Annotated in this window: 23 protein-coding genes and 1 tRNA gene; 11 read left to right on the top strand and 13 right to left on the bottom strand. The window is 74.5% G+C overall.

Annotation, left to right across the window (positions count from 1 at the left end; all coding sequences use genetic code 11):
* Window positions 1–2: 2 nt before the first annotated feature.
* On the bottom strand, window positions 3–1,421 hold the full coding sequence (locus HUT06_RS19900) for an alpha/beta fold hydrolase (RefSeq protein ID WP_176197115.1): 1,419 nt from the start codon (window positions 1,419–1,421) through the stop codon (window positions 3–5).
* A 168-nt stretch (window positions 1,422–1,589) separates the two neighbouring features.
* On the opposite strand from HUT06_RS19900, the gene HUT06_RS19895 reads away from it, so the two are divergent.
* The 3 genes from HUT06_RS19895 (at window position 1,590) to HUT06_RS19885 (ending at window position 4,847) form a co-directional block, all read left to right on the top strand.
* Window positions 1,590–2,999, top strand: a complete 1,410-nt coding sequence (locus HUT06_RS19895) for an aldehyde dehydrogenase family protein (protein ID WP_254715283.1) — start codon at window positions 1,590–1,592, stop codon at window positions 2,997–2,999.
* 189 nt (window positions 3,000–3,188) lie between these two features.
* Window positions 3,189–3,938, top strand: coding sequence for a hypothetical protein (locus HUT06_RS19890; RefSeq protein WP_176197114.1), 750 nt, complete (start codon window positions 3,189–3,191; stop codon window positions 3,936–3,938).
* Window positions 3,939–3,974: 36 nt separating this feature from the next.
* A complete protein-coding gene (locus HUT06_RS19885; protein WP_176197113.1) occupies window positions 3,975–4,847 on the top strand; it encodes an AraC family transcriptional regulator in 873 nt (290 codons plus the stop codon).
* A 27-nt stretch (window positions 4,848–4,874) separates the two neighbouring features.
* On the opposite strand, the gene HUT06_RS19880 is transcribed toward HUT06_RS19885, so the two are convergent.
* The 3 genes from HUT06_RS19880 to HUT06_RS19870 are packed head-to-tail and all read right to left on the bottom strand — an operon-like array spanning window position 4,875 to window position 7,232.
* On the bottom strand, window positions 4,875–5,204 hold the full coding sequence (locus HUT06_RS19880) for a multidrug efflux SMR transporter (protein WP_176197112.1): 330 nt from the start codon (window positions 5,202–5,204) through the stop codon (window positions 4,875–4,877).
* Window positions 5,204–6,073: an LLM class flavin-dependent oxidoreductase gene (locus HUT06_RS19875; protein ID WP_217711351.1), complete on the bottom strand. Its 870-nt coding sequence runs from the start codon at window positions 6,071–6,073 to the stop codon at window positions 5,204–5,206. Before HUT06_RS19875 ends, HUT06_RS19880 begins: the two co-directional genes overlap by 1 nt.
* A 25-nt stretch (window positions 6,074–6,098) precedes the next feature.
* Entirely contained in the window at window positions 6,099–7,232 is a 1,134-nt protein-coding gene (locus HUT06_RS19870; RefSeq protein ID WP_176197110.1) for a helix-turn-helix domain-containing protein, read from the bottom strand.
* Between the two features lie 126 nt (window positions 7,233–7,358).
* On the opposite strand from HUT06_RS19870, the gene HUT06_RS19865 reads away from it, so the two are divergent.
* Complete coding sequence (locus tag HUT06_RS19865) at window positions 7,359–8,153, top strand: class II aldolase/adducin family protein (protein ID WP_171069447.1); 795 nt, start codon at window positions 7,359–7,361, stop codon at window positions 8,151–8,153.
* Between the two features lie 11 nt (window positions 8,154–8,164).
* Here HUT06_RS19865 and HUT06_RS19860 read toward each other — a convergent pair whose 3' ends face one another.
* Together HUT06_RS19860 and HUT06_RS19855 are read right to left on the bottom strand one after the other, a co-directional pair.
* The gene (locus tag HUT06_RS19860; RefSeq protein ID WP_176197109.1) at window positions 8,165–9,643 is read right to left on the bottom strand and encodes an ATP-binding protein; all 1,479 of its coding nucleotides are present in this window, start codon (window positions 9,641–9,643) and stop codon (window positions 8,165–8,167) included.
* Window positions 9,640–11,286 (bottom strand): FAD-dependent oxidoreductase, encoded by a 1,647-nt coding sequence (locus tag HUT06_RS19855; RefSeq protein ID WP_254715282.1) that lies wholly within the window; start codon window positions 11,284–11,286, stop codon window positions 9,640–9,642. The genes HUT06_RS19860 and HUT06_RS19855 overlap by 4 nt, the downstream gene beginning before the upstream one ends.
* 130 nt (window positions 11,287–11,416) lie before the next feature.
* Here HUT06_RS19855 and HUT06_RS19850 point away from each other — a divergent pair, with 130 nt between their 5' ends.
* Entirely contained in the window at window positions 11,417–12,472 is a 1,056-nt protein-coding gene (locus HUT06_RS19850) for a Gfo/Idh/MocA family oxidoreductase (protein WP_176197107.1), read from the top strand.
* A gap of 58 nt (window positions 12,473–12,530) precedes the next feature.
* Here the strand turns inward: HUT06_RS19850 and HUT06_RS19845 are convergent, their stop codons facing one another.
* The 7 genes from HUT06_RS19845 to HUT06_RS19815 form a co-directional block, all read right to left on the bottom strand.
* Window positions 12,531–13,553 carry a hypothetical protein gene (locus HUT06_RS19845; RefSeq protein ID WP_254715281.1) on the bottom strand — a complete coding sequence of 341 codons (1,023 nt, stop codon included), beginning with the start codon at window positions 13,551–13,553 and terminating at the stop codon, window positions 12,531–12,533.
* Between the two features lie 198 nt (window positions 13,554–13,751).
* Window positions 13,752–14,192 (bottom strand): HNH endonuclease, encoded by a 441-nt coding sequence (locus tag HUT06_RS19840; RefSeq protein WP_176197106.1) that lies wholly within the window; start codon window positions 14,190–14,192, stop codon window positions 13,752–13,754.
* Between the two features lie 26 nt (window positions 14,193–14,218).
* Window positions 14,219–14,336: transfer RNA gene (locus HUT06_RS19835), tRNA-OTHER, on the bottom strand.
* Window positions 14,337–14,456: 120 nt separating this feature from the next.
* Window positions 14,457–15,431 carry a GNAT family N-acetyltransferase gene (locus HUT06_RS19830; protein ID WP_176197105.1) on the bottom strand — a complete coding sequence of 325 codons (975 nt, stop codon included), beginning with the start codon at window positions 15,429–15,431 and terminating at the stop codon, window positions 14,457–14,459.
* 67 nt (window positions 15,432–15,498) lie between these two features.
* Entirely contained in the window at window positions 15,499–16,482 is a 984-nt protein-coding gene (gene meaB, locus HUT06_RS19825; RefSeq protein ID WP_176197104.1) for a methylmalonyl Co-A mutase-associated GTPase MeaB, read from the bottom strand.
* The gene (gene scpA, locus HUT06_RS19820) at window positions 16,479–18,692 is read right to left on the bottom strand and encodes a methylmalonyl-CoA mutase (protein ID WP_176197103.1); all 2,214 of its coding nucleotides are present in this window, start codon (window positions 18,690–18,692) and stop codon (window positions 16,479–16,481) included. The genes meaB and scpA overlap by 4 nt, the downstream gene beginning before the upstream one ends.
* Window positions 18,689–20,512 carry a methylmalonyl-CoA mutase subunit beta gene (locus HUT06_RS19815; protein ID WP_176197102.1) on the bottom strand — a complete coding sequence of 608 codons (1,824 nt, stop codon included), beginning with the start codon at window positions 20,510–20,512 and terminating at the stop codon, window positions 18,689–18,691. Before HUT06_RS19815 ends, scpA begins: the two co-directional genes overlap by 4 nt.
* Before the next feature lie 149 nt (window positions 20,513–20,661).
* Between HUT06_RS19815 and HUT06_RS19810 the strand changes: the two genes are divergently transcribed.
* From HUT06_RS19810 to HUT06_RS19785, 6 genes are all read left to right on the top strand, one after another.
* Entirely contained in the window at window positions 20,662–21,840 is a 1,179-nt protein-coding gene (locus HUT06_RS19810; protein WP_176197101.1) for an acyl-CoA dehydrogenase family protein, read from the top strand.
* A 133-nt stretch (window positions 21,841–21,973) separates the two neighbouring features.
* Window positions 21,974–22,183, top strand: a complete 210-nt coding sequence (locus HUT06_RS19805; RefSeq protein WP_176197100.1) for an HGxxPAAW family protein — start codon at window positions 21,974–21,976, stop codon at window positions 22,181–22,183.
* 11 nt (window positions 22,184–22,194) lie between these two features.
* Window positions 22,195–22,386: a hypothetical protein gene (locus HUT06_RS19800; protein ID WP_176197099.1), complete on the top strand. Its 192-nt coding sequence runs from the start codon at window positions 22,195–22,197 to the stop codon at window positions 22,384–22,386.
* A gap of 180 nt (window positions 22,387–22,566) precedes the next feature.
* Window positions 22,567–23,670 carry a glutamate--cysteine ligase gene (locus HUT06_RS19795; protein WP_176197098.1) on the top strand — a complete coding sequence of 368 codons (1,104 nt, stop codon included), beginning with the start codon at window positions 22,567–22,569 and terminating at the stop codon, window positions 23,668–23,670.
* 187 nt (window positions 23,671–23,857) lie between these two features.
* Window positions 23,858–24,805 (top strand): sensor histidine kinase, encoded by a 948-nt coding sequence (locus HUT06_RS19790; RefSeq protein WP_217711350.1) that lies wholly within the window; start codon window positions 23,858–23,860, stop codon window positions 24,803–24,805.
* Window positions 24,806–24,909: 104 nt separating this feature from the next.
* Window positions 24,910–25,347 carry a hypothetical protein gene (locus tag HUT06_RS19785; RefSeq protein ID WP_176197097.1) on the top strand — a complete coding sequence of 146 codons (438 nt, stop codon included), beginning with the start codon at window positions 24,910–24,912 and terminating at the stop codon, window positions 25,345–25,347.
* Window positions 25,348–25,361 lie beyond the last annotated feature (14 nt).

Genomic DNA, 25,361 nt, shown 5'->3' with positions numbered 1-25,361 from the left:
GCTCAGCCGTTGAGGAAGCGGTAGACCGCCTCGCGCCCCTGCGTTCCGCGCTCGCGGTTCTGGATGGAGTGCGAGGCGCCCTTCACCACGACGAGCCGGCCGCGCGGGGCGTGGCGGAGTTCCTCCCGCGCCCATTCCAGCGGCGTGGACAGGTCGCGGTCGCCGTTGAGCAGCAGGACCGGGACGGAGAGCCTCGTCCGGTGCGGTTCGGCGGTGTGCCGCGACCACGGCCAGCGCAGGCACTCCTGGACGAACCCGTTGCCGACGGCCGTGTCGGCGGTGAACGGCCAGGTGGCGCGGGCGGGAAGGTGCCTGCGCACCCGCTCCAGCGCGGCGGGGCGGGCGGCGGGCGGGGTCTCCGACGTCCCCCACGGGAAGTGTCCGTCGCCACAGATCGTCGCGATGTGCAGGCCGGAGCTGTACCGGGTGACGTCGTCGCCGCCCGAGTTCAGCATCCGCAGCAGCCCGTCGAGCCGCGCCGGGTCGCCGCGGCGCGCCTCGTGGAGGGCCGCCACGGCGTCGCCCGCACCACCCGGCAGGGAGTTCTCGTCCCGGTAGGTCGGGTCGAGGAACTCGTAGGTCACCAGCATGTCCCAGATGAGGACGGCGTCGTCGCGGTGCCGGGCGAGCCACGCCAGGTCCTGCGCGGGGTCGAACCCGCAGGCGGGCGCCGCCGCGCAGGCGTCCCGCAGGACGCGCGCGGTGGCGCGCAGGCCCGTCAGGTAGAGCATGTCGTCGCCCTGCGGGTCGACGTGCGGGAGCACCGAGTCCAGGACCAGCCTGCTCACGTGCTGCGGATACCGGACGGTGTAGCTCGCGCCGGTCATGGTGCCGTAGGAGACGCCGTCCACGGTCCACTTGCGCGCGCCGAGGGCACGCCGCAGCAGGTCGAGGTCGCCGACGGTCTGCTCGGTGGTGAAGTAGTGGCGCCGGTCCCCGAGGACGCCGGCGCACTCGGCGACCGCGCCGGGCGGGGGCGGCTCGATGTCGCTGCTGCCGACCCCGGCCTGCAGCTTCGGGCAGTCGATGGCGCCGAAGTCGCCCGTGCCGCGCTGGTCGACCATGACGAACCGGTAGTTCTTCGCGAGCTCCGGCATCCGCGCGGAGATCCCGTCGATGAACGGGACGCCGGGCTGGCCGGGCCCGCCCGTCAGGAACAGCAGGACCCCCTTCGGCGCGCGGGCGTTGTCCGAGGCGGCCACCTGGAGCCTCAGGGTGCCCTTGCCGGGGCGCCGGTGGTCGAGCGGGACGGTCAGGAACGAGCAGGTGAAGCCGGGCTTGCCCGCGCAGGGATGCGGGTCGGCCAGCCGCGGCGCGGACGGTGCGGGCGGGGACGCTGTGGGTGCCGCGGCCGCCGTCGCCCCGCCGGATGCGGCGAGGGCGAGGGTGAGGGCGAACACCGCTGTGAGACGTGGTCGCATGTGGTGATCATCACTCCGTTCCGCGCCGCCGGCGGGGATCTCGCCGCATCCGGCCATCGGCGCGCCGTCCGCGCCGGGCGCGGTCCGGGGCGCGGCACGTCTCGTCAGACGGGCCGCGAAGGTGAATACTGAATCTCGTTCGGTAATCCCCTGAGCGGAGGATCAACGGTGTCCGAGACCTTCTCGATGACCATCGGCGGCGCGGCCGCGGACGCGCCCGGCACCTTCGGGGTGATCAATCCGGCGACCGGCGAGGTGGCCGAGCAGGCGCCCGACGCCTCCAGGGAGCAGCTCGACGCGGCGATGGCCGCGGCGCAGGCCGCCTACGCCGACTGGCGCCGCGACGAGCCCGCGCGGCGCAAGGCGCTGCTGGCGGCGGCCGACGTCATGTTCGCCCGGTCCGAGGAGATCGGCCGCATCCTCACCCTGGAGCAGGGCAAGCCGCTCGCCGACGCGACCATGGAGGTCGTCGGCGCCGGCGTGTGGCTGAAGTACTTCGCCGACCTGGAGCTGCCCCGCGAGGTCATCCAGGACGACGACAGCGCGCTGGTCGAGGTCGTCCGCCGCCCGATGGGCGTCGTCGCCGCGATCACCCCGTGGAACTTCCCGCTGCTGCTCGCGGTGTGGAAGATCGCCCCGGCGCTGCTCGCGGGCAACACCCTCGTCCTCAAGCCGTCCCCCTTCACCCCGCTGTCCAGCCTCAAGCTCGGCGAGGTGCTGCGCGACGTGCTGCCGCCCGGCGTGCTGAACGTCGTCACCGGCGGCGACGACCTCGGCGCCTGGATGACCGCGCACGACGTCCCGCGTAAGATCAGCTTCACCGGCAGCGTGGCGACCGGCAAGCGCGTCGCCGCGGCGGCGGCCCCCGACCTCAAGCGCGTCACGCTGGAGCTCGGCGGCAACGACCCGGCGATCCTGCTGGACGACGCCGACCCGGCCGCGGTGGCCGACCGGCTGTTCGGCGCGGCGTTCCAGAACAACGGCCAGGTCTGCTCGGCGATCAAGCGCGTGTACGTGCCGGACGCGCTCTACGGCGACGTCGTGGACGCCCTCGCCGAGCGGGCGAAGGCCGCCAAGGTCGGCAACGGCATGGACGAGGGCGTCCAGTACGGGCCCGTCAACAACCGGCCGCAGTACGAGCGGGTGTCGGAGCTCGTCGCCGACGCGCTCGCGGGCGGCGCCCGCGCGGCGGCCGGCGGCAGGCCGATCGACGGCCCCGGCTACTTCTTCGAGCCGACGATCCTCGCCGACCTCTCCGACGGCACCCGGATCGTGGACGAGGAGCAGTTCGGCCCCGCGCTGCCCATCGTGAGGTACAGCGACCTGGAGGAGGCGCTCGCCCGCGCCAACGGCACCCACTTCGGGCTGTCCGGCTCGGTGTGGGGCACCGACGCCGACCGCGCCGCCGAGGTCGCCGGCCGGCTGGAGTGCGGTACCGCGTGGGTCAACACCCACCTTGCGCTGTCGCCCAGCCAGCCGTTCGGCGGGTTCAAGTGGAGCGGCGTCGGCGTCGAGAACGGGCCGTGGGGGCTGTACGGGTTCACCGAGCTGCAGGTGATCCACCGCTCCAAGCGCTGAGCGGTGCCGGACGGGCCCGGCGGCGGCCGCCGCCGGGCCCGTACCCGTCTCCACCGCGTACTACATGAGCGGAAAGTCACGACTTCGAGTCCGGAAAGTGACATGGCCACTACTAGCGGTCGGCGACCGGAATGGCACATTCTCTGTGCGGGGGCGTGGAGTCCGCACCGCGACCTGTGAGGGAGCCGCATGCACACCTGGGACGTCATGCGCCAGGACGACCTCGGCAACACCTTCCAGGTGGCCGGCCACGACTCGCGCATCGCGGCGCTGGCGCAGGTCCTGGTGCTGGAGAGCGGCGTCCAGCACAAGCAGTCGTACTGGGTGGAGGGGCCGCCGGAGCCGGCCGTCCGCACCAACCGCGACCTGTACCTGGTGTTCCTGCACCTCGGCCAGGAGGCCCGCGCGGCGTCCTGGTCGCTGTCGGCGTTCCTGCGCTCGCTGTGGAAGGTCGGCGCTCCGCTGAGTGACCGGTCCCGGCTGGAGCCCGACGACGTCGCGGCGATGTTCGCCGCCGCGTCCACCACCCCGCCCGCGGCCTTCGACCCCGCGTGGGCGGGCAAGGACCTCTCGCTCCCCGGCTCCGAGCCGGAGTGCTACGCCGACTGGGAGCGGGTCCTGCTGTCCCAGATCGCCGACCTGGAGGACTTCCTCGCCCACCCGCCGGGGCCCCGGGCCCGGTTCGGCGCGGACGCGCCCCGGCCGCCGGGGTCGGGCCCCCGAGCCACCCCCGCCCGCTGGTACAACTTCGACCCGGCGACCTACCTGGAGTGCGCGGTGGCCGGCAGCCTCGGCGGCTGGGACGCCGCCGACGGCGCCCGGGTGCCGCTGCCGCCCCGGCCCGGGGAGCCCCCGGCCCGCTCCTACGTCCGCCCCGTCACGACCATGACCTGGGCCGACCTCGCCCGGATCGCGGTGTGCGGCCAGATGTACGAGTAGCCGGTTCCGTCGGTCCCGCGTGGTAGGACTGGGAGCATGGCCGACAAGCCCGCCGCGGTCACCGGCAGGCCCGTCGCGGTCACCGACCGGGGCGGCTGGTACCTGGCGCAGGGGCGCCCGCACCCGGCGCTGCGCCCGTTCCTGCGCTCCTACGACGGCTACTGGGAGACGCTCGCCGTCCCGAGCCGGATGCGCACGCTGCCCACCCGCACCACCGTCGTGATCCTCAACCTGGGTCCGCCGCTGTACCTGGCGGTCCCCGACCCCGGCGTCCGCGACCGCGCGTACGGGTCGTTCGTGGCCGGCATGCACGACGGGCACGGCATGTACCTCAGCCCCGGCGGGCAGCGCGGCATCCAGCTCGACGTGACCCCGCTCGGCGCCTACTCGCTGCTCGGCGTCCCGATGGCCCGCCTCACCAACGCGGCCGTGGAGCTGCCCGACCTGCTCGGGAGCGAGGCGCGGGTGCTGGTCGAGCGGCTCGCCGAGGCCCCGTCCTGGGCCGCCCGCTTCGACCTGCTGGACGCCTTCCTGCTGCGCCGCCTCGACGCCGGCCCCGCCCCCGACCCGGAGGTGGCCCGGGCGTGGCGGCTGCTGGACGGCGGCGCCGGCGTCACGGTCGGCGACCTCGCCGCCGACGTCGGCTGGAGCCGCAAGCACCTCACCCACCGGTTCCGCGAGCAGGTGGGGCTGCCGCCCAAGGTGATGGCGCGGGTGCTGCGGTTCCGGCGCGCCGTCGAGCTGCTGGCCGGCGGCGCCGCGTTCGCCGACGCCGCGGCCGCCTGCGGCTACTACGACCAGGCGCACCTCAACCGCGAGTTCCGCGCCCTGTCGGGCTGCACGCCGACCGAGCTGGTCGGCGGCCAGCTGGAGCAGCAGCGCACCACCACCCTCGCCGAGCCCGCCTGACCCGGGGCACGGGCGGGCCGGGCGGGGTCAGCCCTGGTGCACCCCGCCGCCGAGGTTCATCACGACGACCCCGATCACGATGATCACCGCGCCGGCGACCGTGAGCGGCTTGAGCTGCTCGCCGAACAGCAGCACGCCGCCCGCGAACGCGCCGATCGTGCCGAGCGCGGACCAGATCGCGTAGACCGGGCCCACGTTCAGCGACGTCAGCGCCTTGGCCATGAAGGCGAACGAGACCAGGTACCCGGCCACGACGATCAGCGACGGCCACAGCCGGGTGAACCCCTCGGAGGCCCGCATCGCCAGCGTGGCCGTCACCTCGAACGCGATCGCGAACGCCAGCAGCACGAACGGCATCAGTGCCGCTCGCCGTACTCGGCGGCGACGGCCTCGAACACCTTCATGTCCGCGTCGAACCGCGTGCCGGGGCGCGGCCAGTGCAGCGCGATCTCGGTGACGCCCAGCTCCGCGTAGCGGCCCGCGAGGTCGGCGAACGCGCCGGGCGAGGCCAGCCACGGCTCCCCGGTGAAGCCCGTCATGAGGACGAGGTCGTCGAGCTTGCGGCCCTCCTCGTCGCAGGCCGCCTTCAGTGCGGCGAGCCGCGACCGGACCACCTCCTGCGGCTCCCTGCCCTCGGCGTGGCCGCTGGTCACCCAGCCCGTGCCGTGCCGGGCCGCGACGCGCATCCCGCGCGGCCCGTTCCCCGCGATGAGGAACGGCACCCGGGGGCGCTGGACGCAGCCGGGCTCCTCGACGACCTCCCGCGCACTGTAGTACGCCCCCTCGAAGGTCGTGCGCGGCCCCGTCAGCAGCCGGTCGAGCAGCTCCACCCATTCGGCGAACCGGGACGCGCGCTCGTCCGGGGACCACTCGGGCCCGCCGAGGACGCCGGCGTCGCTGGTGCGGTGCGTCCCGCCCGACCCGATCCCCACGGTCAGCCGGCCCCCGCTCACATGGTCGATCGTCTTGATCGCGTGCGCGGTGGGGACGGGATGCCGGAAGTTCGGCGAGGTCACCAGCGTGCCGATCCGGACCCGGGAGGTGACCGCGGCGGCCGCGGCCAGCGTCGTGTACGCGTCGTACCAGGGCGTCGCGCCCCGCCAGGCCAGGTGGTCGTACACCCAGGCGTGCCGGAACCCCAGCTCCTCGGCGCGCCGCCACGGCTCCCCCGCCTCCGGCCACGACCGCATGGGCCACAGCACGGCGCCGATCCTCGGTGCGTTCACCCGTGTCTCCGTTCTCCTCGCTCCATCATGGTCGGGCATCGGCGAGCCAGCGGTGCAGCGCCCACCACCGGTTCGCGGTCCGCGCCACCGCCGCGCCGCCCGCCGGGTCCAGCAGCGGCCGCCCGGTCAGCTGCTGGAAGCGGCGGATCCGGTACTTCACCGTATTGCCGTGGACGTGCAGCGCCGCCGCCGCGGGGCCGATCCGGCCGCCGTGGTCGAGGTAGGCCAGCGCCGTCTCGGCCAGCTCCCGGTGGAAGGGGTCGCCCGGGTCCAGCCCGGTCAGCAGCGCAGCCGCCAGCAGCCCGCCGAGCTCCGGCTCGGCCGCGGTGACGGTGAGCAGCGCCAGGTCGGCCAGCTCCCGCATCCCGGTGAGGCCCGCGGCGGCGCCCGCCCGCAGCGCGCGGCGCCCGAGCCCGTACATCGGCGCGACCCCGGCGGGCGGGGCGGGCGGGGCGGCCACCAGCAGCGGGCCCGGCGGCACCGGGTCCGGCAGGCGCGGCACCAGCGCGGCGAACCGGCCGTCCACGAGCCCGCACAGGCCGGGCGCCGCGGCGGTCAGCTCCTCCTCCAGCCGCGCCGCCACCTCGGGATCGCTCACGTCCGACACCACGCAGTGGTACGCGGCGGCCGGGTCGAGCGGCGCGCGGACCGCGACCGCCTCGCCGTGCAGCAGCCGCCGGAGCATCTGGACCCGAGTCTCCCGCGCGGTGCGGGCCAGCTCCAGCTCGGCGACCCGGTGCGCCTGCACCATCCGGTGGACGAGCGCCGTGGTGATCTCGTCGATGCGGGTCACCCCGTCCAGCAGCTCGGCGTCGGGGACGCCCAACCGGCGGCCCCCGGCGACGACCGTCCGGACGAGGTGGGCGCGGCCCGCCTGGAAGCCGTCCAGGAACGCCTCGACCGGCACCCCCTGCCGGGCCCGGTCCGAGCCGAGCCGCGCCGCCGCCGCGAGCACCTCCTCGCTCGGGCCGCCGCCGCGCAGCGCGGAGACGACGCCGCGCACGAGCGCGCGGGTGTGCCGCCGGGTCTCCTCCTCGGGCAGCGCCGCCACCAGCTCCGACCGGCCGCGGGCGGCGCGCACCGTCGCCTCCAGCAGCGCCGGGTCGTCGCCGTGCTCGATCAGCAACCGGAGGAACCGGTCGCCCGCGCCGGGCTCCATCCCCACATTCTGCTCCCCCGTTGTCCCGTCCGGACAACCGGCCCCGCGGGGCTTGGGCGCCGCCGGTCTAGCCGGGCCGCCGCCCGATGGTGTTCGGTGGGGGCAGGCTGAGGCGAGGAGGCCCCGATGTCCGACGAGGACGAGTTCCTGGAGAAGCTGCCGACCGACCTGATCTTCCGGCTGCCGCCCGCGTTCGACGACGTCGCGGACGAGCGCCGGCACCGCAAGGAGCGGCTGGCCGCCGCGCTGCGGATCTTCGGCAAGTTCGGGTTCGAGGAGGGCGTGGCGGGCCACATCACCGCCCGCGACCCCGAGCGCACCGACCACTTCTGGGTCAACCCGTTCGGGATGTCGTTCAAGCACATCAAGGTCAGCGACCTGATCCTGGTGAACCACGAGGGCAAGGTCGTCGAGGGCCGCTACCCGGTGAACGAGGCCGCGTTCGCGATCCACTCGCAGGTGCACCAGGCCCGCCCGGACGTGGTCGCCGCCGCGCACAGCCACTCCACCTACGGCCGCGCGATGTCGGCGCTCGGGCAGAAGCTGGAGCCGATCACGCAGGACGTGTGCGCGTTCTACCAGGACCACGGCCTGTTCGACGACTACACCGGCGTCGTCACCGACCTGGAGGAGGGCAAGCGCATCGCCGCCGCCCTCGGCGGGCACAAGGCCGTCATCCTGCGCAACCACGGGCTGCTCACCGTCGGCGACACCGTGGACGCCGCGGCCTGGTGGTTCATCACGATGGAGCGCTCCTGCCAGGTGCAGCTGCTCGCCAAGGCCGCCGGGCAGGTCGTCCCCATCGAGCACGACAACGCCGCCCTCACCCACGAGCAGATCGGCAACGACCTGGTCGGCTGGATCAACTACCAGCCGCTCTACGACCAGATCACCCGCGAGCAGCCCGACCTCTTCGAGTAGCCCGCGCCGCCCTACCCGGCGGAGCCCGCACCGGACTCATCGCCTGACCCGCCGCCGGGCTCGTCGCCGGAGTTCTCGGCGGCGGGCTCGGTGAGCGGGAGGAGGACCTGGAAGCGGGTGTCGCCCGGCAGGGACGACGCCACCGTGATGTCGCCGCCGTGGCGGTCGGCGACGATGCGCCAGGAGATGTCGAGGCCGAGCCCGGTGCCCTGCCCGACCGGCTTGGTGGTGAAGAACGGCGTGAAGATCCGGTCGACGTCCTCGTCGGGGATGCCGGTCCCGGTGTCGCCGATCTCCACGAGCGCGTGGTCGTTCACGCGCGCGGTCCGGAGCGTCAGCGTGCCCGCGCCCTGCATCGCGTAGAGCGCGTTGACGATCAGGTTCGTCCAGACCTGGTTCAGCTCCGCCGCGAACACCGGCACGGGCGGCAGGTCCGCGTCGTAGTCGAGCTTCACGGTCACGTCCGGCCCGATCTTGCGCTTCAGCATCGTCAGCGTGCTGTCCAGCAGCTCGCGCAGGTCGGCCCGCCCGTAGGGGGCGCGGTCGAGCTGGGAGTACTGGCGGGCCGAGTCCAGCAGCGCGGTGATGCGGCCCATCGCCTCGGAGATCTCCGACTGGAGCTGCGTCACCTCCATCACCTCGGCGAGCCAGCGCATCGCGGCCGGCAGGTGCCCGCCGGCCGCCCGCTCGACCTCCGCCGCCTGCTCGGTCCCGACCCCGGCGGCGACCAGGCCCGGCGCGAGGTCCCAGGCGTCCGGCACGCCGCGCTCCTCCAGCCAGTCGCCCAGCTCGTCCTCGGCGTCGCTGACCTCCAGCGGGCTGCGCCGGCCGCCGGGCGGCGGCGCGGGCAGCGCCGGGCGCAGCGACACGAGGGCGCTCAGATGCGTGCAGTCGACGCCCTGCGCGGCGAGGTCGGCGAGGCCGCGCTGCGCGCCGAGCAGCCGCTCGCCGAGCTCGGCGCTGGCCCGCGCGGCGGCCGCGGCCGGGTTGTTCAGCTCGTGGGTGAGCCCGGCCGTGATCGTGCCGAGCGCGGTGAGTCGCTCGCGCTGGTCGACGATCCGCCGCGCGTTGGTCATCCCGAAGAAGATGCCCTCCAGCAGGTGCGTGGCCATCGGGAACCACTTGCGGACGGCCTTGGCGAACTTCAGCGCGGGCAGCACGAACACCCGCGCGGGGCGCGTCGCCCGCAGCGAGTGCTGGTACCGCTGCTCGATCTTGTGCCCCAGGTACGCCTGCACGGCGCCGCCGTAGGTGCCGGGGCGGTCGGTCCGGCTGACCTCGACGGCGTGCCCCCGCACGGTCTGGGTCATCGCCATCTCGCCGTCCAGCAGCACGTACAGGAACTCGGCGGAGTCGCCCTGCGCGCAGATGACGCCCTCGGCCGGGTACTCGGCGACCGTCCCGCACAGCGACAGCCAGCCGAGCTTCTCGTCGTCGAGGTCCTCGAAGAGGAACAGCCCCCGCAGCTCCTCCGGTGATGCCGCGCTCATGCCTGCTCCAAATAACGGTGGACGAGTGCGACGGCCATCGCACCGTCGCCGACCGCGGACGCGACGCGCTTCATCGACTCCGAGCGCACGTCGCCCGCGGCGAACACCCCGGGGACGCTCGTCTCCAGGTGGTAGGGCTGCCGGACGAGCGGCCACCCGGCGGGGCGGCGCCCGCCGGCGACGAGGTCGGGGCCGGTCAGCACGTACCCGCGCGGGTCGCGCTCGACGAACCCGCCCAGCCAGTCCGTGCCCGGCTCCGCGCCGATGAACACGAACAGCCAGTGCGCGTCGATGGTCTTCTTCCCGGCCGCCGACGCGAACGTGAGCCGCTCCAGCCGGTCGGCGCCCTCCGCCGCGCACACCGTCTTGCCCGTGTGCACCTCGATGTTCGGCGTCGCCGCGATCTGCTCGATCAGGTAGTGCGACATGGACCTCTCCAGGCCGTCGGCCCGGACGATGATGTGCACCTTCCTGGCGTACTTCGCCAGGTGCACCGCCGCCTGCCCGGCGGAGTTGGCGCCGCCGACGACGGCGACCTCCTCGTCCTCGCAGGACGGCGCCTCGGTGAGCGCGGCGCCGTAGAACACGCCGCGCCCGACGAAGTCCTCCACGCCCTCGGCGTTGAGGCGCCGGTAGGACACGCCGCTGGCGAGGATGACGGCGTGCGCGGCGATCTCCGTGCCGTCCGACAGCGTCGCCACCCGCGCGGTGCCGCGCGACTCCAGCCCGACGACCTCGCCGGCCTGCAGCAGCTCGGCGCCGAACCGGTCGGCCTGCCGGCGGGCGCGGTCGGCGAGCTGCGCCCCGCTGACCCCGTCGGGGAAGCCCAGGTAGTTCTCGATGCGGGAGCTCTGCCCGGCCTGGCCGCCGAGGGCGCGCCGCTCCACCACGACCGTCCGCAGCCCCTCGGAGGCGCCGTACACGGCCGCGCCGAGCCCGGACGGCCCGCCGCCCACCACGATCAGGTCGTAGAACCCGGTGGACGGGGTGCTCGGCAGCCCGGCCGCGGCGGCCAGCTCGGCGTCGGACGGCGCCGCCAGCGCCGTCCCGTCCGCGGTCACCACCAGCGGCAGCTCCGGCGACCCGGCGGCCGCGACCAGTTCGGCGCCCTCCGGGTCGGTGTCCATCACCCAGCTGTAGGGGACCTGGAGGCGGGCGAGGAGCTCGCGGACCTCGTAGCAGCGGGACGACCAGCGGTGCCCGACCACCCGCAGCTCGGACGGCGGGCGCCGGTCGAGCCGCCCCCAGGCGTCCAGCTGCTCGTCGATCACCGGGTAGAACTTCTCCTGCGGCGGGTTCCACGGCTTGAGCATGTAGTGGTCGAGGTCGACGTCGTTGATCGCGCGGATCGCCGCGTCGGTGTCGGCGTAGGCGGTCAGCAGGACGCGGCGCGCGAACGGGAACAGGTCCATCGCGCGTTCCAGGAACTCCACGCCGTCCATCCCGGGCATCCGGTAGTCGGCGAGGAGCACCGCCGTGTCGTCGCCGCGCAGCCGCAGCTCCGACAGCGCCTCCAGGGCCTGCGGCCCCGACTCCGCGCGCACGATCCGGTACGTCTCGGCGTACCTGCGGCGCAGGTCCCGCGCCACGGCCCGGGACACTCCCGGATCGTCGTCGACGGTCAGCAGCACTGGCTTGGGCAACGTGTCCCCCTCGATCCGGCACAACCCCGGACGAAAGCCTACGTCTCCCCTACCCCTTCCCGCCGCACGCGACCCGCCGACACGACCCCCGCCGCCCGGCCGCCGCGGCGGCATCGGTCATGATCGGGGCATGGACCTGCGAGTTGCGCTCATCGGATACGGCACCGGCGGCTCGGTGTTCCACGCCCCGCTGATCTCGGCGGTGCCGGGGCTGCGGCTCGCCGCGGTCGTGACCGGCTCCCCCGAGCGGCAGCGGGCCGTGCGGGAGCGGTACCCGGAGGCGGAGGTCCTGGACGGCGCGGACCGGCTGTGGGGCACCTCGGGCGACTACGACCTGGTGGTGGTCGCCGCGCCGAACCGCCAGCACGTGCCGCTGGCCCGGACGGCGCTCACCGCCGGCGTCCCGGTCGTGGTGGACAAGCCGGTCGCGGCCTCGGCGGCGGACGCCCGCTCGCTCGCCGCGCTGAGCGCCGTCCGCGGCCTGCCGGTGTTCCCGTTCCACAACCGCCGCTGGGACGGCGACTACGTCACGGCGGCCCGGCTGATCGAGTCGGGCGCGCTCGGCGAGGTGCGGCGGCTGGAGTCCCGGTTCGAGCGCTGGCGGCCCGAGGTGAAGGAGAGCTGGAAGGAGAGCACCGACCCCCGCGACGCGGGCGGCATCCTGTTCGACCTCGGCTCCCACCTCGTCGACCAGGCGGTGGCGCTGTTCGGCCGGCCCGCCCGCGTCTACGCCGAGATCGACACCCGCCGGCCCGGCGCCACCGCCCCCGACGACGTGTTCGTCGCCCTGGCCCATCCCGGCGGCGCCCGCTCGCACCTGTGGATGAGCGCGACCGCGGCCCAGCTCGGCCCGCGCTTCCGGGTGCTCGGGAGCCGCGCGTCCTACACGGTCTCCGGAATGGACCCGCAGGAGGACCAGCTGCGCGCCGGCCTCACCCCGAAGGACCCCGGCTACGGCATCGCCGACCCCGGCGCCTACGGCCTCCTCGGCGCTCCGGACGAGGCCTCCCCGGAGCCCACCGCGCCGGGCGCCTACCAGGAGTTCTACGCGGGCGTCGTCCGCGCCCTGCGCGACGGCGCGCCGCCGCCGACCACGCTCGGGGACGCGATCACGGGCCTGGAGGTCATCGAGGCCGCCGCCCGCTCCGCCCGCGACGCTGCCGTCGTCGGCCTCGACCCCCAGTAGCCGCGGGCCGGCGACCACGCCGGCCGCGAGCGTCCCACTCCGGCCCGGAGGCGCCGGGTCAGAGGACGGAGACGTGGACGTGGTCGTAGTGGTTCTGGGTGATGCTGCCGCGGTCCTCCATCTGGCGCCAGCCGCCGCTGCCGCGCATGTCGTAGATGCGCTGCTTCCAGATGACGTACTTGATGCCGAGGCGGGAGGCGTTGTCGATGACGTACTGCGCGACGCGGTCGCCGTGGGCCTGGGCGGAGGCGCTCGGCATCTTGCCGCCGGTGCTCTCCATGAAGTCGCAGGCGGTGCCGGAGCCGTGGTCCTGCGGGTCTCCGGGGCGGGCGCAGCCGATGGTGGGGAACGGGCCGAACTTGCCGTCGACCTCCAGCAGCACCGTGCGCATCCGCGAGGTCATGGAGTTGCCCGCGATCGGCGACTTGCTGCCGCTGACCCCGTCGGGCCGCCCGGCGCCGCCGCCCACGGGGGCCTTGGTCACCTCGGGCTTGTACTTGGCGAGGAGCTTCTTGACCCGGGCGCGCTGGCCCTCCAGGTCGTCGATCTCCTTCTTCACCGCGGTCAGCTTCTTCTCGGCGGCCTCCCGCGACTGCGCCGCCTTGGTGCTGAGCACCTCGAGTTCGGCGATGCGGCGGCCGTTGTTGCGGGTGATGTGCTCGATGACCGCGGCGTCGCGGACGGCGGCGCCCGGCTCGGCCGAGGAGACCATCGGGATCACGTCGAGCCGGCCGGTCATGTAGGTGGTGGAGGCGATCCGCGCGACGGCGACGCGCGCCGCGTCGTACTCGCGGCCGGTCTTCCGCGCGTCCGCGCCCGCGCGCTCGGCGGCCTTCTTCGCCTCCTCCAGGCTGACCAGCTCGCCCCGGTACTCCTTCGACAGCTTCTCGGAGCGCTCCTTGAGCTTGGCGTACTCCTTCTTGAGGTCCTTCGGCTCCTGCGGGAGCCTCGCGGCGGCCCCGGACGCGGGCGGCAGCACCGCCGACACGCCCACCGCGAGCGCGATCGCCGCCAGGCGCTTCGCCGCCGTGCGCCCGCGCGCCGCACGGGCCGTCCTGCCACCGGGATCGAGGGCCGCCACAGATCACTCCTAGATAACAAAGCTCAAGATTGGCGGCACGCTATCACAATCGCCCATTTAGCCTCAGACGCTTCCTCAAAACACCCGCTGTCACGCGTGAGTCACCGAGACGGGGCACATGGTACGAGACGCGGCTGGTACGGGACGCACGAGGGCCGGACCGCCGTCCCGGCGGTCCGGCCCTCCGCTCCGCCCTCGTCAGGGGCCGACGAGCTCCTCCCAGCGCGGGACCCGCGGCCGCCACCGCAGCCGGAGCCCGGCCTCGGCGACCGTCCGGTCTCCCTTGCGGTTGTTGCACTTCCCACACGCCAGGACGGTGTTCTCCCAGGTGTCGCCGCCGCCGCGGGACTGCGGGCGGACGTGGTCGATCGTGTTCCCGCGCCCGCCGCAGTAGCAGCAGCGGCCCCGGTCGCGCAGGTACACCCCGCGCTTGCTCCACGGCGGCCGCCTGCCGTGCCGCCAGCGCATCGCGACGTACCGGACGAGCCGCAGGACCCGCGGCACGGGGAAGCGGCCGAAGGTCCGGCCCTCCTCCGCCTCCTCGACGACCGCCACCTCGCGCACCAGCATGCGGATGGCGTGCCGCAGGTCCACCCTCTGTAAGGGCTCGTACGACGCGTTCAGGACGAGCACGTTCACCGGGTCACCTCCTTGCCCCTGTGCCGCTCCCCCACCGGGATTCGAACCCGGATCCCGTGCTGAACCCCTCCATTCCCGGGCCCGTAGTACGGAGGGGATTGGAGAATGCCGCAGCACGGCGTTCTTCCGGTGAACTATGGGGAAATGATTCGGCAATTCCACGGCCGCCGGGCATTTCCCGGAACGGCCTCCCTAAGAATGCCGAGGCGCGGGGCGCGGCGGCAAGGTGTTTTCGGCCCGGCCCGGCACTGCCTTCCGGCCCGGTCAGGGCAGGGCGGCCACCGGGGCCTGGTACTCCAGGGACTCGCGCTCGGTGCGGAACCCGAGTTCCTCGTTGACCGCGATCATGTGCACATTGTCGCCCGAATTGTCCGTTTCTATCTCGCGGACGTCGGGGCGCTCGGCGGCCAGCCAGGAGAGCATCGCGGCCTTCACCCAGATGCCGACGCGCCGGCCCCGGTGCTCGGGGACGACCGCCGTGTCGTACTGCGCGGCCCGGCCCGCCGAGTCGTGCGGGACGACGACCTCGGTGAACCCCGCGATCGCACCGCCGTGCAGCGCGGCGACCGTGTACAGGTCGTCGCCGCGCTTGGCGACGACCTCGGCCATCTCCCGGACGCGGTGCGCGTCCCACTGCGTGCCCTCGTACTCGGCGAGGTCGGCCATGGCGTACTTGGCGCGGGCCAGGGCGGCCGCGTACCCGTCCGGCACCACGCCCCGCCAGCGGGCCAGCCGGTACCCGGCGGGCGCCTCGGCCAGCAGCCGCGCGACGCGCTCCGGAGGGACGTCCGCCAGCCGCAGCACCATGCCGCGCAGGGTGAGCACGCACTCGAAGCCCAGCGACTCCAGGAACGGGACGGCCGGCGTCCCGGCGAGGACCTGCGCGATCACGCTGGCGCGCCGGTCGGCGCGCAGCCCCTCGGCGGCGGCGGCCAGCAGCCGGCCGCCGAGCCCGCGCCGCCGGTGCCCGGGTCGGACCTGGACGTCGATCTCACCGGGGCGCTCGGCGCCGGGCTCGCCGGGGAGCCGGAGCGCCGCCACCGCGAGCAGCCGGCCGCCGTCCGGCACCGCCCAGAGCCGCTGCCGCGAGCCGGGGTCGGCGCCGAGCAGCCGCCGCGCCGTCGCGTCGGGGTCGGGGGCGGGCTCCCCGGCCGGGTCGGCGGCGTGGACGGCCGCGACCACCTCGTGCCACGCGCGGATCTGCGCGTCGGTCGGAGCATCGAGCGCGATGACGTCCATCCGACTTTTGTACCGGATCCGGGGCCGCCGCGACCGGGACCCCGGACATCCCGTGCCCGGAACCGGGTCAGGCGTCCCGGGTGAACGCCGCCAGGATGCGGTCGGCGGCCAGCGCGGGGGTGAGCGTCCCGTCGGCGACCTCCCGCTCCAGTTCCGGCACGACCTCGCGGACGCCGGGGTGCGCGTGCAGCGCGCCGAGCAGCCGGTCGCGGACCATCGCCCACGTCCAGCCGACCTGCTGGCGGCGGCGCCGGGCCTCCAGCTCGCCGGACGCGCGGAGCCGCTCCTGGTGCTCGATGATCAGGCCCCACACCTCGTCCAGACCGGTGCCCTCGCGGGCGCTGCACGTCAGGACGGGGGTGTCGCGCAGCCGCTCGTCGCCGCGCAGCATCCGCAGCGCCCCGGACAACTCGCGCGCGGCGCGCTTGGCCTCCATCTTGTGCTCGCCGTCGGCCTTGTTCACGGCGATGACGTCGGCCAGCTCCAGGACGCCCTTCTTGATGCCCTGGAGCTGGTCGCCCGTGCGGGCGAGGGTGAGGAACAGGAAGGAGTCGACCATCTCGGCGACGGTCGTCTCCGACTGGCCGACGCCGACCGTCTCGACGAGCACGACGCCGTACCCGGCGGCCTCCATGACGACCATCGCCTCGCGGGTGGCCTTGGCGACGCCGCCGAGCGTCCCGGCCGTCGGCGACGGCCGGATGAAGGCGTCCGGGTCGGCGGCGAGGCGCTGCATGCGGGTCTTGTCGCCGAGGATGCTGCCGCCCGTCCGGGTCGAGGACGGGTCCACGGCGAGGACCGCGACCTTGTTCCCCTCCCCCGTCAGCTTCGTGCCGAGCGCGTCGATGAAGGTGGACTTGCCGACCCCGGGCACGCCGGTGATCCCGACGCGGCGGGCGTTCCCGGCGTGCGGGGTCAGCTCGACCAGCAGCCTCTGCGCCAGCTCCCGGTGGTCGGGGCGGGTCGACTCCACGAGCGTGACCGCGCGCGCGATCCACGCCCGCGACCCGTCCCGCACCCCGGCGACGTAGTCGTCGAGCCCCGGCCTCACCGCGCGACGTGCCCCAGCTCGGCGCCCAGCTCGTCCAGCAGGCCGAGCGCCGCGTCCGCGAGCACGGTGCCCGGCGGGAAGATCGCGGCGGCGCCGGCGGCGCGCAGCTCGGCGAAGTCCTGCGGCGGGATGACCCCGCCCACGACGATCATGATGTCGGCGCGGCCGAGCGCGGCCAACTCCTCGCGCAGCGCGGGCACCAGCGCGAGGTGGCCGGCGGCGAGCGAGTTGACGCCGACGATGTGCACGTCGGCCTCGACGGCCTGGCGGGCGACCTCCGCCGGGGTCTGGAACAGCGGGCCCACGTCGACGTCGAAGCCGAGGTCGGCGAACCCGGTAGCGATCACCTTCTGGCCGCGGTCGTGGCCGTCCTGCCCCATCTTGGCGACCAGGATGCGCGGGCGGCGCCCCTCGGCCTCCTCGAACGCGGCCGTCGCGGCGCGCGCCCGCTCGATGCTCGTCACCTCGCCGGCCTCTTCCCGATACACACCGGAGATCGTACGGATCTGCGCCGCGTGCCGCCCGTACGCCCGCTCCAGGGCGTCGGAGATCTCCCCGACGGTGGCCTTGGCGCGGGCCGCGCCGATGGCGAGCGCGAGCAGGTTGTGCTCCAGGCCGTGCGGGCGGGTGCCGCTCTCGGCGGCCCCGGCGGCCCGGGTCAGCGCGTCCAGCGCGGACTGCGCCGCGCCCTCGTCGCGCTCCTCGCGCAGCCGGCGCAGCTTGTCGATCTGCTGCGCCCGGACGGACGCGTTGTCGACCTTGAGGACCTCGATCTCCTGCTCGGCGTCCGGACGGTACTTGTTGACGCCGATGACCGGCTGCCGCCCGGAGTCGATGCGGGCCTGGGTGCGGGCCGCGGCCTCCTCGATGCGCAGCTTGGGCAGCCCCTCGTCGATGGCCTTGGCCATGCCGCCGGCCTGCTCGACCTCGGTGATGTGCGCCCAGGCGCGGCGGGCGAGGTCGTAGGTGAGCCGCTCGACGTAGGCGCTGCCGCCCCACGGGTCGATGGTGCGGGTCGTCCCGGACTCCTGCTGCAGCAGGAGCTGGGTGTTGCGGGCGATGCGGGCCGAGAAGTCGGTCGGCAGGGCCAGCGCCTCGTCCAGCGCGTTGGTGTGCAGCGACTGGGTGTGGCCCTGCGTGGCGGCCATCGCCTCGATGCAGGTGCGGGCGACGTTGTTGTAGACGTCCTGCGCGGTCAGCGACCAGCCGGACGTCTGGGAGTGGGTCCGCAGCGACAGCGACTTGGGGTTCCGCGGCCCGAAGGTCTTCACCAGCCGCGCCCACAGCAGCCGCGCGGCGCGGAGCTTGGCGACCTCCATGAAGAAGTTCATGCCGATCGCCCAGAAGAACGACAGGCGGGGCGCGAACGCGTCGATGTCCAGGCCGGCCTCGCGCCCGGCGCGGATGTACTCGACCCCGTCGGCGAGGGTGTAGGCCAGCTCCAGGTCGGCGGTCGCCCCGGCCTCCTGGATGTGGTAGCCGGAGATCGAGATGGAGTTGTACTTCGGCATCCGCTGCGAGGTGAACGCGAAGATGTCGGAGATGATCCGCATCGACGGCTGCGGCGGGTAGATGTAGGTGTTGCGGACCATGAACTCCTTGAGGATGTCGTTCTGGATGGTCCCCGCCAGCGCCTCCGGCTGCACCCCCTGCTCCTCGGCGGCGGCGATGTAGAGCGCGAGGACGGGCAGCACGGCGCCGTTCATGGTCATCGACACGCTCATCTTGTCCAGCGGGATGCCGTCGAACAGCTGGCGCATGTCGTAGATGGAGTCGATCGCCACGCCGGCCATGCCGACGTCGCCCGCCACGCGCGGGTGGTCGGAGTCGTAGCCGCGGTGGGTGGCGAGGTCGAACGCGACCGACAGGCCCTTCTGCCCGGCCGCGAGGTTGCGCCGGTAGAAGGCGTTGGACTCCTCGGCGGTGGAGAAGCCGGCGTACTGCCGGATCGTCCACGGCTGGGTGGCGTACATCGCCGGGTAGGGGCCGCGCAGGTACGGCGCGATGCCGGGCAGGGTGTCGAGGAAGTCGACGCCGGCCAGGTCGTCGCCGGTGTAGAGCGGCTTGACGCCGATGCCCTCCGGGGTGTCCCAGGTCTGGGCCTCCGGGTCCCCGCCGGTGGCGTCGGCGACGGCGGCGCGCCAGCGCTTGGCGGCCTCGTCGGCGGGGGGCGCGGTCCCGAGGTCGATCTCGGTGAAGTCGGGGATCATTCGTTCACTCCCAGATCGTGGAGGGTGGTCTCCAGGACCCCGATCGCGTCGCATCCGGCGTACACGCGGGCGTCGACCCCCTCGTAGGTTCCCTTACCCGCGAGCCAGACCTTCACCGCGCCCGCGTCGCGCAGGATCCGCGCGGCGTCCGCGGCCTGGTCGGCGTAGACCTTGTCGCTGGAGCACAGGCAGGCGACGGCGGCGCCGGACGCCCCGAACTCCTCGGGCGCGCCGGTGACCGTCTCGATCCCGCCCGCCTGGAACAGGTTGGCGGCGAACGACGCGCGCGCCGTGTGGACGGCGATGGGCCCGAGCGTCGCCAGGAACACCTTGGGCCGGGCGCCGGCGGCCTCGGCGTGGGCGTCGGAGCGGTCGCGGAGCGCCTCGAAGTCCTGCGCGTAGGCCACCACCGGGAGGCCGCCGCCCGGCTGGGCCGGGGCGGGTTCGCGCTCGGGCAGCGCCTCGGCGAGGTTGGGGAACTCGCTGACGCCGGTGAGCGGGGCCTTGCGCCGGGCGATGTCGGCGCGGCGCCGCTCCCACGTCGCGGCGAGCCGGCCGGCGACGAGCCCGGACTCCAGCGCGGCGCCGAGACCGCCGGCCTTCTCGATCTCGGTGAACCAGGTCCAGGCGGCCTGGGCGAGGCCCTCGGTGAGGCTCTCGGCGTACCAGGACCCGCCGGCCGGGTCGACGACGCGGGCGAGGCTCGACTCCTCCAGCAGGAGGGTCTGGGTGTTGCGGGCGATGCGGCGGGCGAAGTCGTCGGGCAGCCCGAGGCGGGCGTCGAACGGCTGGACGGTGACCGCGTCGGCGCCGCCGACGCCGGCCGCGAACGCCGCGATGGTGGTGCGGAGCATGTTCACCCACGGGTCGCGGCGCGTCATCATCGCCGCCGAGGTGACCGCGTGGATCCGCGCGGCCGTCCCGTCGGCGGCGCCGCTGACCTCGGCGACCCGCGCCCACAGCCGGCGCATCGCACGCAGCTTGGCGATCGAGGAGAACTGGTCGGCGTTGACGGCGAGGCGGAACTCCAGCTGCCCGAACGCCTCGTCCACGCTCAGCCCGGCGCCGGTCAGGGCGCGCAGGTAGGCGACTCCGGCGGCGACGGCCGCGCCGAGCTCCTCGGCGTCGGCGCCGCCGGCGTCGTGGTGGGGGGTGGCGTCCACGGTGATCGCGCGGAGCTTCGGGAACTCCCGGGCGCACCGGACGGCCAGCGCCGCGGCCTCCTCCAGCGATCCCGCGGCGCCGGTGCGGGCCTGGAGGCCGAGCGGGTCGGCGCCGAGACCGCCGGACACCTCGGCCGCGTTGCCGCGCTCGGCGGCCAGGGCCAGGAACGCGCCGGCCGCCTCCGCGGCCGCCGCCCCCGCGTCCAGCACCACGGGCGCGAGGTCGAGCAGGACGCCGCGCAGGGCGTCGGGGAGGGACGCGACGGGCAGGCCGCCGTCGCCGAGCCGCAGCCAGACCGACGTGGCGCCGTTCTCCAGGTCGGCGAGGACCGCCTCGCGGGTGGCGGCGGCGTCGGGGTGCGCGTGCCGCTGCCGGACGTCCCAGCCCGCGATGCCCTCGCCATCGGGCCGCACCTCGCGGACGTACGGGGCGAGGCCGGGGCGTCCCGGCGGGGCGTCGGCACGGGTGTAGAGCGCCGCGACCGGCACCCCGTCGTACGACTCGCGGGTCAGCAGACCCTCGATCGCCTCCAGGGGGGTGTCGTCGGTCGCCGCGCCGGACTTGCGCAGCACCCCCTTCACCATCTCCCGCCACCGGTCGCGCTCGGCCGGGGGGAAGGCGGCGGCCAGTTCGAGTTCCTCAGGCGGCACCGTCATGCCGGAAATCGTAGGTGAGCGACCGAACGGGGCTCTGAAGCGGGTCCCGCTGACCAGTACCCGGGGACGGTCCCGGGGTTCCGGCGGCCCGTGCACGGGCCCGCCCCCGGGCCCCGGTTAGCGGCCCGGGGGCCGGGAAGAGGGGCGTCATGAGCTTGGATTCTCTCCCCGGTGACCTCTACCACATGCAGGAACTCCTCGACGAGCGCGAGCAGGAGATCGTCGGGCGGGTGCGCGCCTTCCTGGAGGCCAAGGTCGCGCCGATCGCCGACGACTGCTGGGCGCGGGCGGAGTTCCCGTTCGACCTGATCCCCCAGTACGGCGAGCTCGGCGTCGCCGGGCTCGCCCACGACGAGTGCCCCGGGGAGAAGCCGAGCAGCCTGCTGACCGGCTTCCTCGCGATGGACATGGCGCGGGTGGACCCGTCCATGGCGACGTTCTTCGGCGTCCACACCGGGCTCGCGATGGGCAGCATCGGCCGCTGCGGCTCCCCCGAGCAGCGCGAGCGGTGGCTGCCGGCGATGGGGCGGATGGAGAAGATCGGCGCGTTCGCGCTCACCGAGCCGGAGGGCGGGTCGGACGTCGCGCTCGGGCTGCGCACCACGGCCCGCCGCGACGGCGACCACTGGGTGCTGAACGGCGCCAAGCGCTGGATCGGCAACGCCACGTTCGCCGACCACACCGTCGTGTGGGCGCGCGACGTGGCGGACGACCAGGTGAAGGGGTTCGTCGTCGCCAAGGGGACGCCGGGGTTCACCGCCACCCCGATCCGCAACAAGATCGCGCTGCGGACGGTGCAGAACGCCGACATCGTGCTGGCGGACTGCCGCGTCCCCGAGTCCGACCGGCTCGCGGGCGCCGGCACCTTCAAGGACACCGCCGCGATCCTGCGCCGGACCCGCAGCGGCGTCGCGTGGCAGGCCGTCGGGGTGATGCTCGCCGCCTACGAGATCGCCCGCGACTACGCGGTGCGGCGCGAGCAGTTCGGCCGGCCGATCGCCCGGTTCCAGCTCGTCCAGGACCTGCTCGTCCGGATGCTGGGGAACGCCACCGCCTGCCTCGGCATGGTGGTGCGGCTGGCGCAGCTCCAGGACGCCGGCCGGTACCGCGACGAGCACTCGGCCCTCGCCAAGGCGTACTGCACCACCCGGATGCGGGAGGCCGTCGGCTGGGCGCGCGAGTTGATGGCGGGCAACGGGATCGTCCTCGACTACGGCATCGGCCGCTTCGTCGCCGATGCCGAGGCGCTGTACTCCTACGAGGGCACCCGGGAGATCAACACGCTGATCGTCGGCCGCGCGGCGACCGGAATGGGAGCGTTCGTCTGATCCGTCACCCTGCCGGCGCCCCGGCGCGGCCCGGAGGTGATCTACGGGGTACCCCGGAAGGCCCTGTGGCTAGGGGCGTTGCTAGAGTTCGGGCACGTACCGCCCCTCCAGAACCTTGCAGAGGAACCAACGCATGTCGACTGGCAGCCACGCCGGGCGCCCGAAGTCCTGGGTCGCCGTGGTCATCATCTTCGTCGGTTTCGTCGTCGGCGGTGTCGGCATCACCCTGGGCCCCGACTGGATCGTGTTCGGCGCGGGCGCCGCGATCGCCGTCGTCGGCGGCATCGTCGCGCTGGCCGTCGACATCATGACCGACGTCATCGTCGACGACCCCCGGCAGTAGCGAGGGCGGCCATGGCGTTCGGTCGCCCTCCCATCGAGGAGCGGATCGCGCAGCGTCAGCGTGAGCGCGGCGAACTGAAGCACGGGGCGGTCTTCCCGCACGGCCCCGCCAAGATGCTGTTCTTCTTCAGCTTGGGCGTGGTCGTGGTGACGCACATCGTCGCGCTGGCGATGTACTTCGTCGACGCCGGCCCGGGCCGCTAGCCCGGGCCGCCGCCCTCCGCTCTCCCGCGCCTTACTCCCCGCCCGCCGCGCAGGGTCAAAACAAGGTCAAGAAGATCCGTTTCCGCCCGGATTACGGTCTGTCCGCCAGATGCGGGCCCGGCGGCGGCCACGTACGGTCGAAGTGAGTGCGGCCGCCTGGCCCCGAGACCGAGGTGGTGGATGGCCCTGCGGTTCGGTATCGAGGAAGAGTACTTCGTCGTCGATCCCGTGTCCCGGGAGGTCGTCCCCCGTGCCCCCGCCGTCGTGCGGCGGGCCGGCGCGGCCCTGGGCGAGCGCGCCTCCACCGAGCTGGTGGCGTTCCTCGCCGAGGCCAAGACCTCGCCGTGCGACGACCTGGACAAGCTCCGCGAGCAGATCCGCGCGATGCGGGCCGCGATGGCGGCGGCCGCGGCGGCCGAGGGCGTGCGGCTCGCCGCCACCGGGACGCCGGTGCTGGGCGAGGTGGTCCCGGCGCCGATCGGCGCCGGCGCCCGCTACGCCGAGAGCCTGGCCGTCTACCGGGGGCTGGACGACGAGCAGAGCATCTGCTCCTGCCACGTCCACGTCGAGATGCCCGACCGCGAGCACGCCGTCCAGGTCGGCAACCACCTGCGGCCGTGGCTGCCGACGCTGCTCGCGCTCGCCGCGAACTCCCCGTACTGGGCCGGGCGCGACACCGGCCACGCGTGCTGGCGGGCGCTGGCCTGGGCCCGCTGGCCGGTGGCGGGCCCGCCGCCGTACTTCGCGTCCGCCGCCCACTACGACGACCTCGTCGGGACGCTGCTCGGCTGCGGCGCCCTGATGGACACCGGGACGATCTTCTGGGACGTCCGGCCGTCGGCGCGGCTGCCGACCGTGGAGGTGCGGCTCGCCGACGTCGCGCCGACCGCCGCCGACGCGGCGGTGCTCGCCGCGCTGATCCGGGCGCTGGTGCGGGAGGCCTCGCGCGCGGTGGCCGCCGGCGAGCCCGCGCCCGACCCGCCGCAGGAGCTGCTGCGCGCGGCCTACTGGCTGGCCGCGCGGGACGGGCTGGCGGGCCGGGGCCTGGACGTGCGCACGGGCCGCGCCGCCGGCCAGCGGGAGCTGGCCGGCGACCTGCTGGCGCACGCGCTGCCCGCGCTGAGCGCCGCGGGCGACCTCGGCTTCGTCACCGCCGGCGTCCGGCGGCTGCTCACCGGCGGGACGGGCGCCGAGCGCCAGCGCGCCGCCTACCGCAGGCGCGGCCGGCTGTCCGACGTCGTCGACGCGGCGCTGCTGCCGGACCCGGTGACCCGCGGCGAGTAACCCGATCCGGCCGGATTTTACGTATTTGGCCCGTTTCCCCCGGTCGGGGCCGGGTACCAACTGGTCTGGACCAGTCGCCGCCGGCCGCCGGAACGGGGATGCGGGCCGCCTCGCACGGCCGCCCGCGACCGCGTAACCTCGACCGGATGCAGGCGACCGCAGCGACCTCGGACGGAGCGACCGCACGATGAGCCTCAGGCCCGGCGGACCGGGCGTGATGCCGCAGGGCCACTTCGTCCATCCCGCCCTCTTCTACCGCGACGACGAGGAGTACCTCGCCGGCACCGTCCCGTTCGTCCGGGCGGGGCGCGCGGCCGGGGAGCCGGTCGCGGTCGCGGTCCCCGGCCGCCGCCTGGAGCTGCTGCGCGGCGCGCTCGGCCCGGCCGCCCGCGAGGTCACCTGGCTGGACATGGCCGAGGCGGGGCGCAACCCCGGGCGGATCATCCCCGGCGTCCTGCGCGACTTCGCCGACCGGCACCACGGCGTGCGGGTGCGGATCATCGGCGAGCCGGTCTGGCCGGGCCGGACCGCCACCGAGTACCCCGCCTGCGCGCAGCACGAGGCGCTGATCAACCTGGCCTTCGCGGGGCGCGGCGTGTCGATCCTGTGCCCCTACGACACCGCCGGGCTGGACGAGGTCGCGCTCACCGACGCCCGCGCCACCCACCCCGTGCTGATCGACCGGCACGGCGAGCACGTGAGCGAGGACTACGCGCCCCACCGCGTCATCCGCTCCTACAACCGGCCGCTGCCGGAGCCGGCCGGCGCCGTCGCGATGAGCTTCGACCTCGACGCGCTCCCCCGCGTCCGCGAGTTCGCCTGCCACTGGGCCGCCCGCCTCGGCCTCGGCGCCGACGCCGTGGGCGACATGGAGCTCGCCGTGAGCGAGCTGGCCGCGAACTCCTGCCTGCACGGCGGCGGGTCCGGCACCGCCCGGTTCTGGGCCGAGGACGGGCAGGTCGTCTGCGAGGTCCGCGACGCCGGGACGATCACCGATCCGCTGGCCGGGCGCCGCCCGGCGCACATGAGCCCGCACGGCGGCCGGGGCATCCTGCTGGTCCACCACCTCGCCGACCTCGTCCGCGTGCACACCGGCCCCGGCGGCACCGCGATCCGGGTGTACCTGCGCGCGTAGCCCCTGGCGGGGGCAGGCCGAGACTTGACCCGGGCCCAGGTGTAGCGGGCCGACGGCGGGAATGATGCCCTGCGCCCGGACTCTCCCGACCGTGATGGGGAACGATGCGTCTCTTTGCTCGTGCTCACCAGATGCCGGTCCGCTTGGCCGTTGGGGCGTTCGTGCTGAACTCGGGGCTGTCGAAGCACAAGGCCCTGGACGAGTCGGCCGAACAGACCCACGGCATGGCGAAGGCCGCCTACCCGTTCCTGGAGTCGCAGGACGCGCGGGACTTCACCCGCAACCTCAGCCGGGCCGAGATGGCCCTCGGCTCCGCGCTGATCGCGCCGTTCGTGCCCTCGCTGGTCGCGGGCGCGGCGCTGACCGCGTTCGCCGCCGGGCTGACCGGCCTCTACCTGCGGCTGCCGGGCATGCGGGAGGAGGGCGGCATCCGCCCCACCCAGCAGGGCATCGCGCTCGCCAAGGACTTCTGGCTGGTGGGGGTGGGGACCTCCCTCGTCCTGGAGGAGCTCGCCGCGATGCGCGGGGACCGCTGTCCTTGACGCGGCGGCGCGGC

It is taken from the genome of Actinomadura sp. NAK00032 (genome assembly GCF_013364275.1).
Lineage (GTDB): Bacteria > Actinomycetota > Actinomycetes > Streptosporangiales > Streptosporangiaceae > Spirillospora.
The sequence above is the reverse complement of the archived record's forward strand: the minus strand, read 5'-3'. Positions and strand labels throughout refer to the sequence as shown.

What these genes read in the sequence shown, in the direction of transcription:
- HUT06_RS19900 (WP_176197115.1), bottom strand. Translation starts at nt 1,421, where the DNA reads ATGCGACCACGTCTCACAGCGGTGTTCGCCCTCACCCTCGCCCTCGCC.
- HUT06_RS19890 (WP_176197114.1), top strand. Translation starts at nt 3,189, where the DNA reads ATGCACACCTGGGACGTCATGCGCCAGGACGACCTCGGCAACACCTTC.
- HUT06_RS19885 (WP_176197113.1), top strand. Translation starts at nt 3,975, where the DNA reads ATGGCCGACAAGCCCGCCGCGGTCACCGGCAGGCCCGTCGCGGTCACC.
- HUT06_RS19880 (WP_176197112.1), bottom strand. Translation starts at nt 5,204, where the DNA reads ATGCCGTTCGTGCTGCTGGCGTTCGCGATCGCGTTCGAGGTGACGGCC.
- HUT06_RS19870 (WP_176197110.1), bottom strand. Translation starts at nt 7,232, where the DNA reads ATGGAGCCCGGCGCGGGCGACCGGTTCCTCCGGTTGCTGATCGAGCAC.
- HUT06_RS19865 (WP_171069447.1), top strand. Translation starts at nt 7,359, where the DNA reads ATGTCCGACGAGGACGAGTTCCTGGAGAAGCTGCCGACCGACCTGATC.
- HUT06_RS19860 (WP_176197109.1), bottom strand. Translation starts at nt 9,643, where the DNA reads ATGAGCGCGGCATCACCGGAGGAGCTGCGGGGGCTGTTCCTCTTCGAG.
- HUT06_RS19850 (WP_176197107.1), top strand. Translation starts at nt 11,417, where the DNA reads ATGGACCTGCGAGTTGCGCTCATCGGATACGGCACCGGCGGCTCGGTG.
- HUT06_RS19830 (WP_176197105.1), bottom strand. Translation starts at nt 15,431, where the DNA reads ATGGACGTCATCGCGCTCGATGCTCCGACCGACGCGCAGATCCGCGCG.
- scpA (WP_176197103.1), bottom strand. Translation starts at nt 18,692, where the DNA reads ATGATCCCCGACTTCACCGAGATCGACCTCGGGACCGCGCCCCCCGCC.
- HUT06_RS19815 (WP_176197102.1), bottom strand. Translation starts at nt 20,512, where the DNA reads ATGACGGTGCCGCCTGAGGAACTCGAACTGGCCGCCGCCTTCCCCCCG.
- HUT06_RS19810 (WP_176197101.1), top strand. Translation starts at nt 20,662, where the DNA reads ATGAGCTTGGATTCTCTCCCCGGTGACCTCTACCACATGCAGGAACTC.
- HUT06_RS19805 (WP_176197100.1), top strand. Translation starts at nt 21,974, where the DNA reads ATGTCGACTGGCAGCCACGCCGGGCGCCCGAAGTCCTGGGTCGCCGTG.
- HUT06_RS19800 (WP_176197099.1), top strand. Translation starts at nt 22,195, where the DNA reads ATGGCGTTCGGTCGCCCTCCCATCGAGGAGCGGATCGCGCAGCGTCAG.
- HUT06_RS19795 (WP_176197098.1), top strand. Translation starts at nt 22,567, where the DNA reads ATGGCCCTGCGGTTCGGTATCGAGGAAGAGTACTTCGTCGTCGATCCC.
- HUT06_RS19790 (WP_217711350.1), top strand. Translation starts at nt 23,858, where the DNA reads ATGAGCCTCAGGCCCGGCGGACCGGGCGTGATGCCGCAGGGCCACTTC.
- HUT06_RS19785 (WP_176197097.1), top strand. Translation starts at nt 24,910, where the DNA reads ATGCGTCTCTTTGCTCGTGCTCACCAGATGCCGGTCCGCTTGGCCGTT.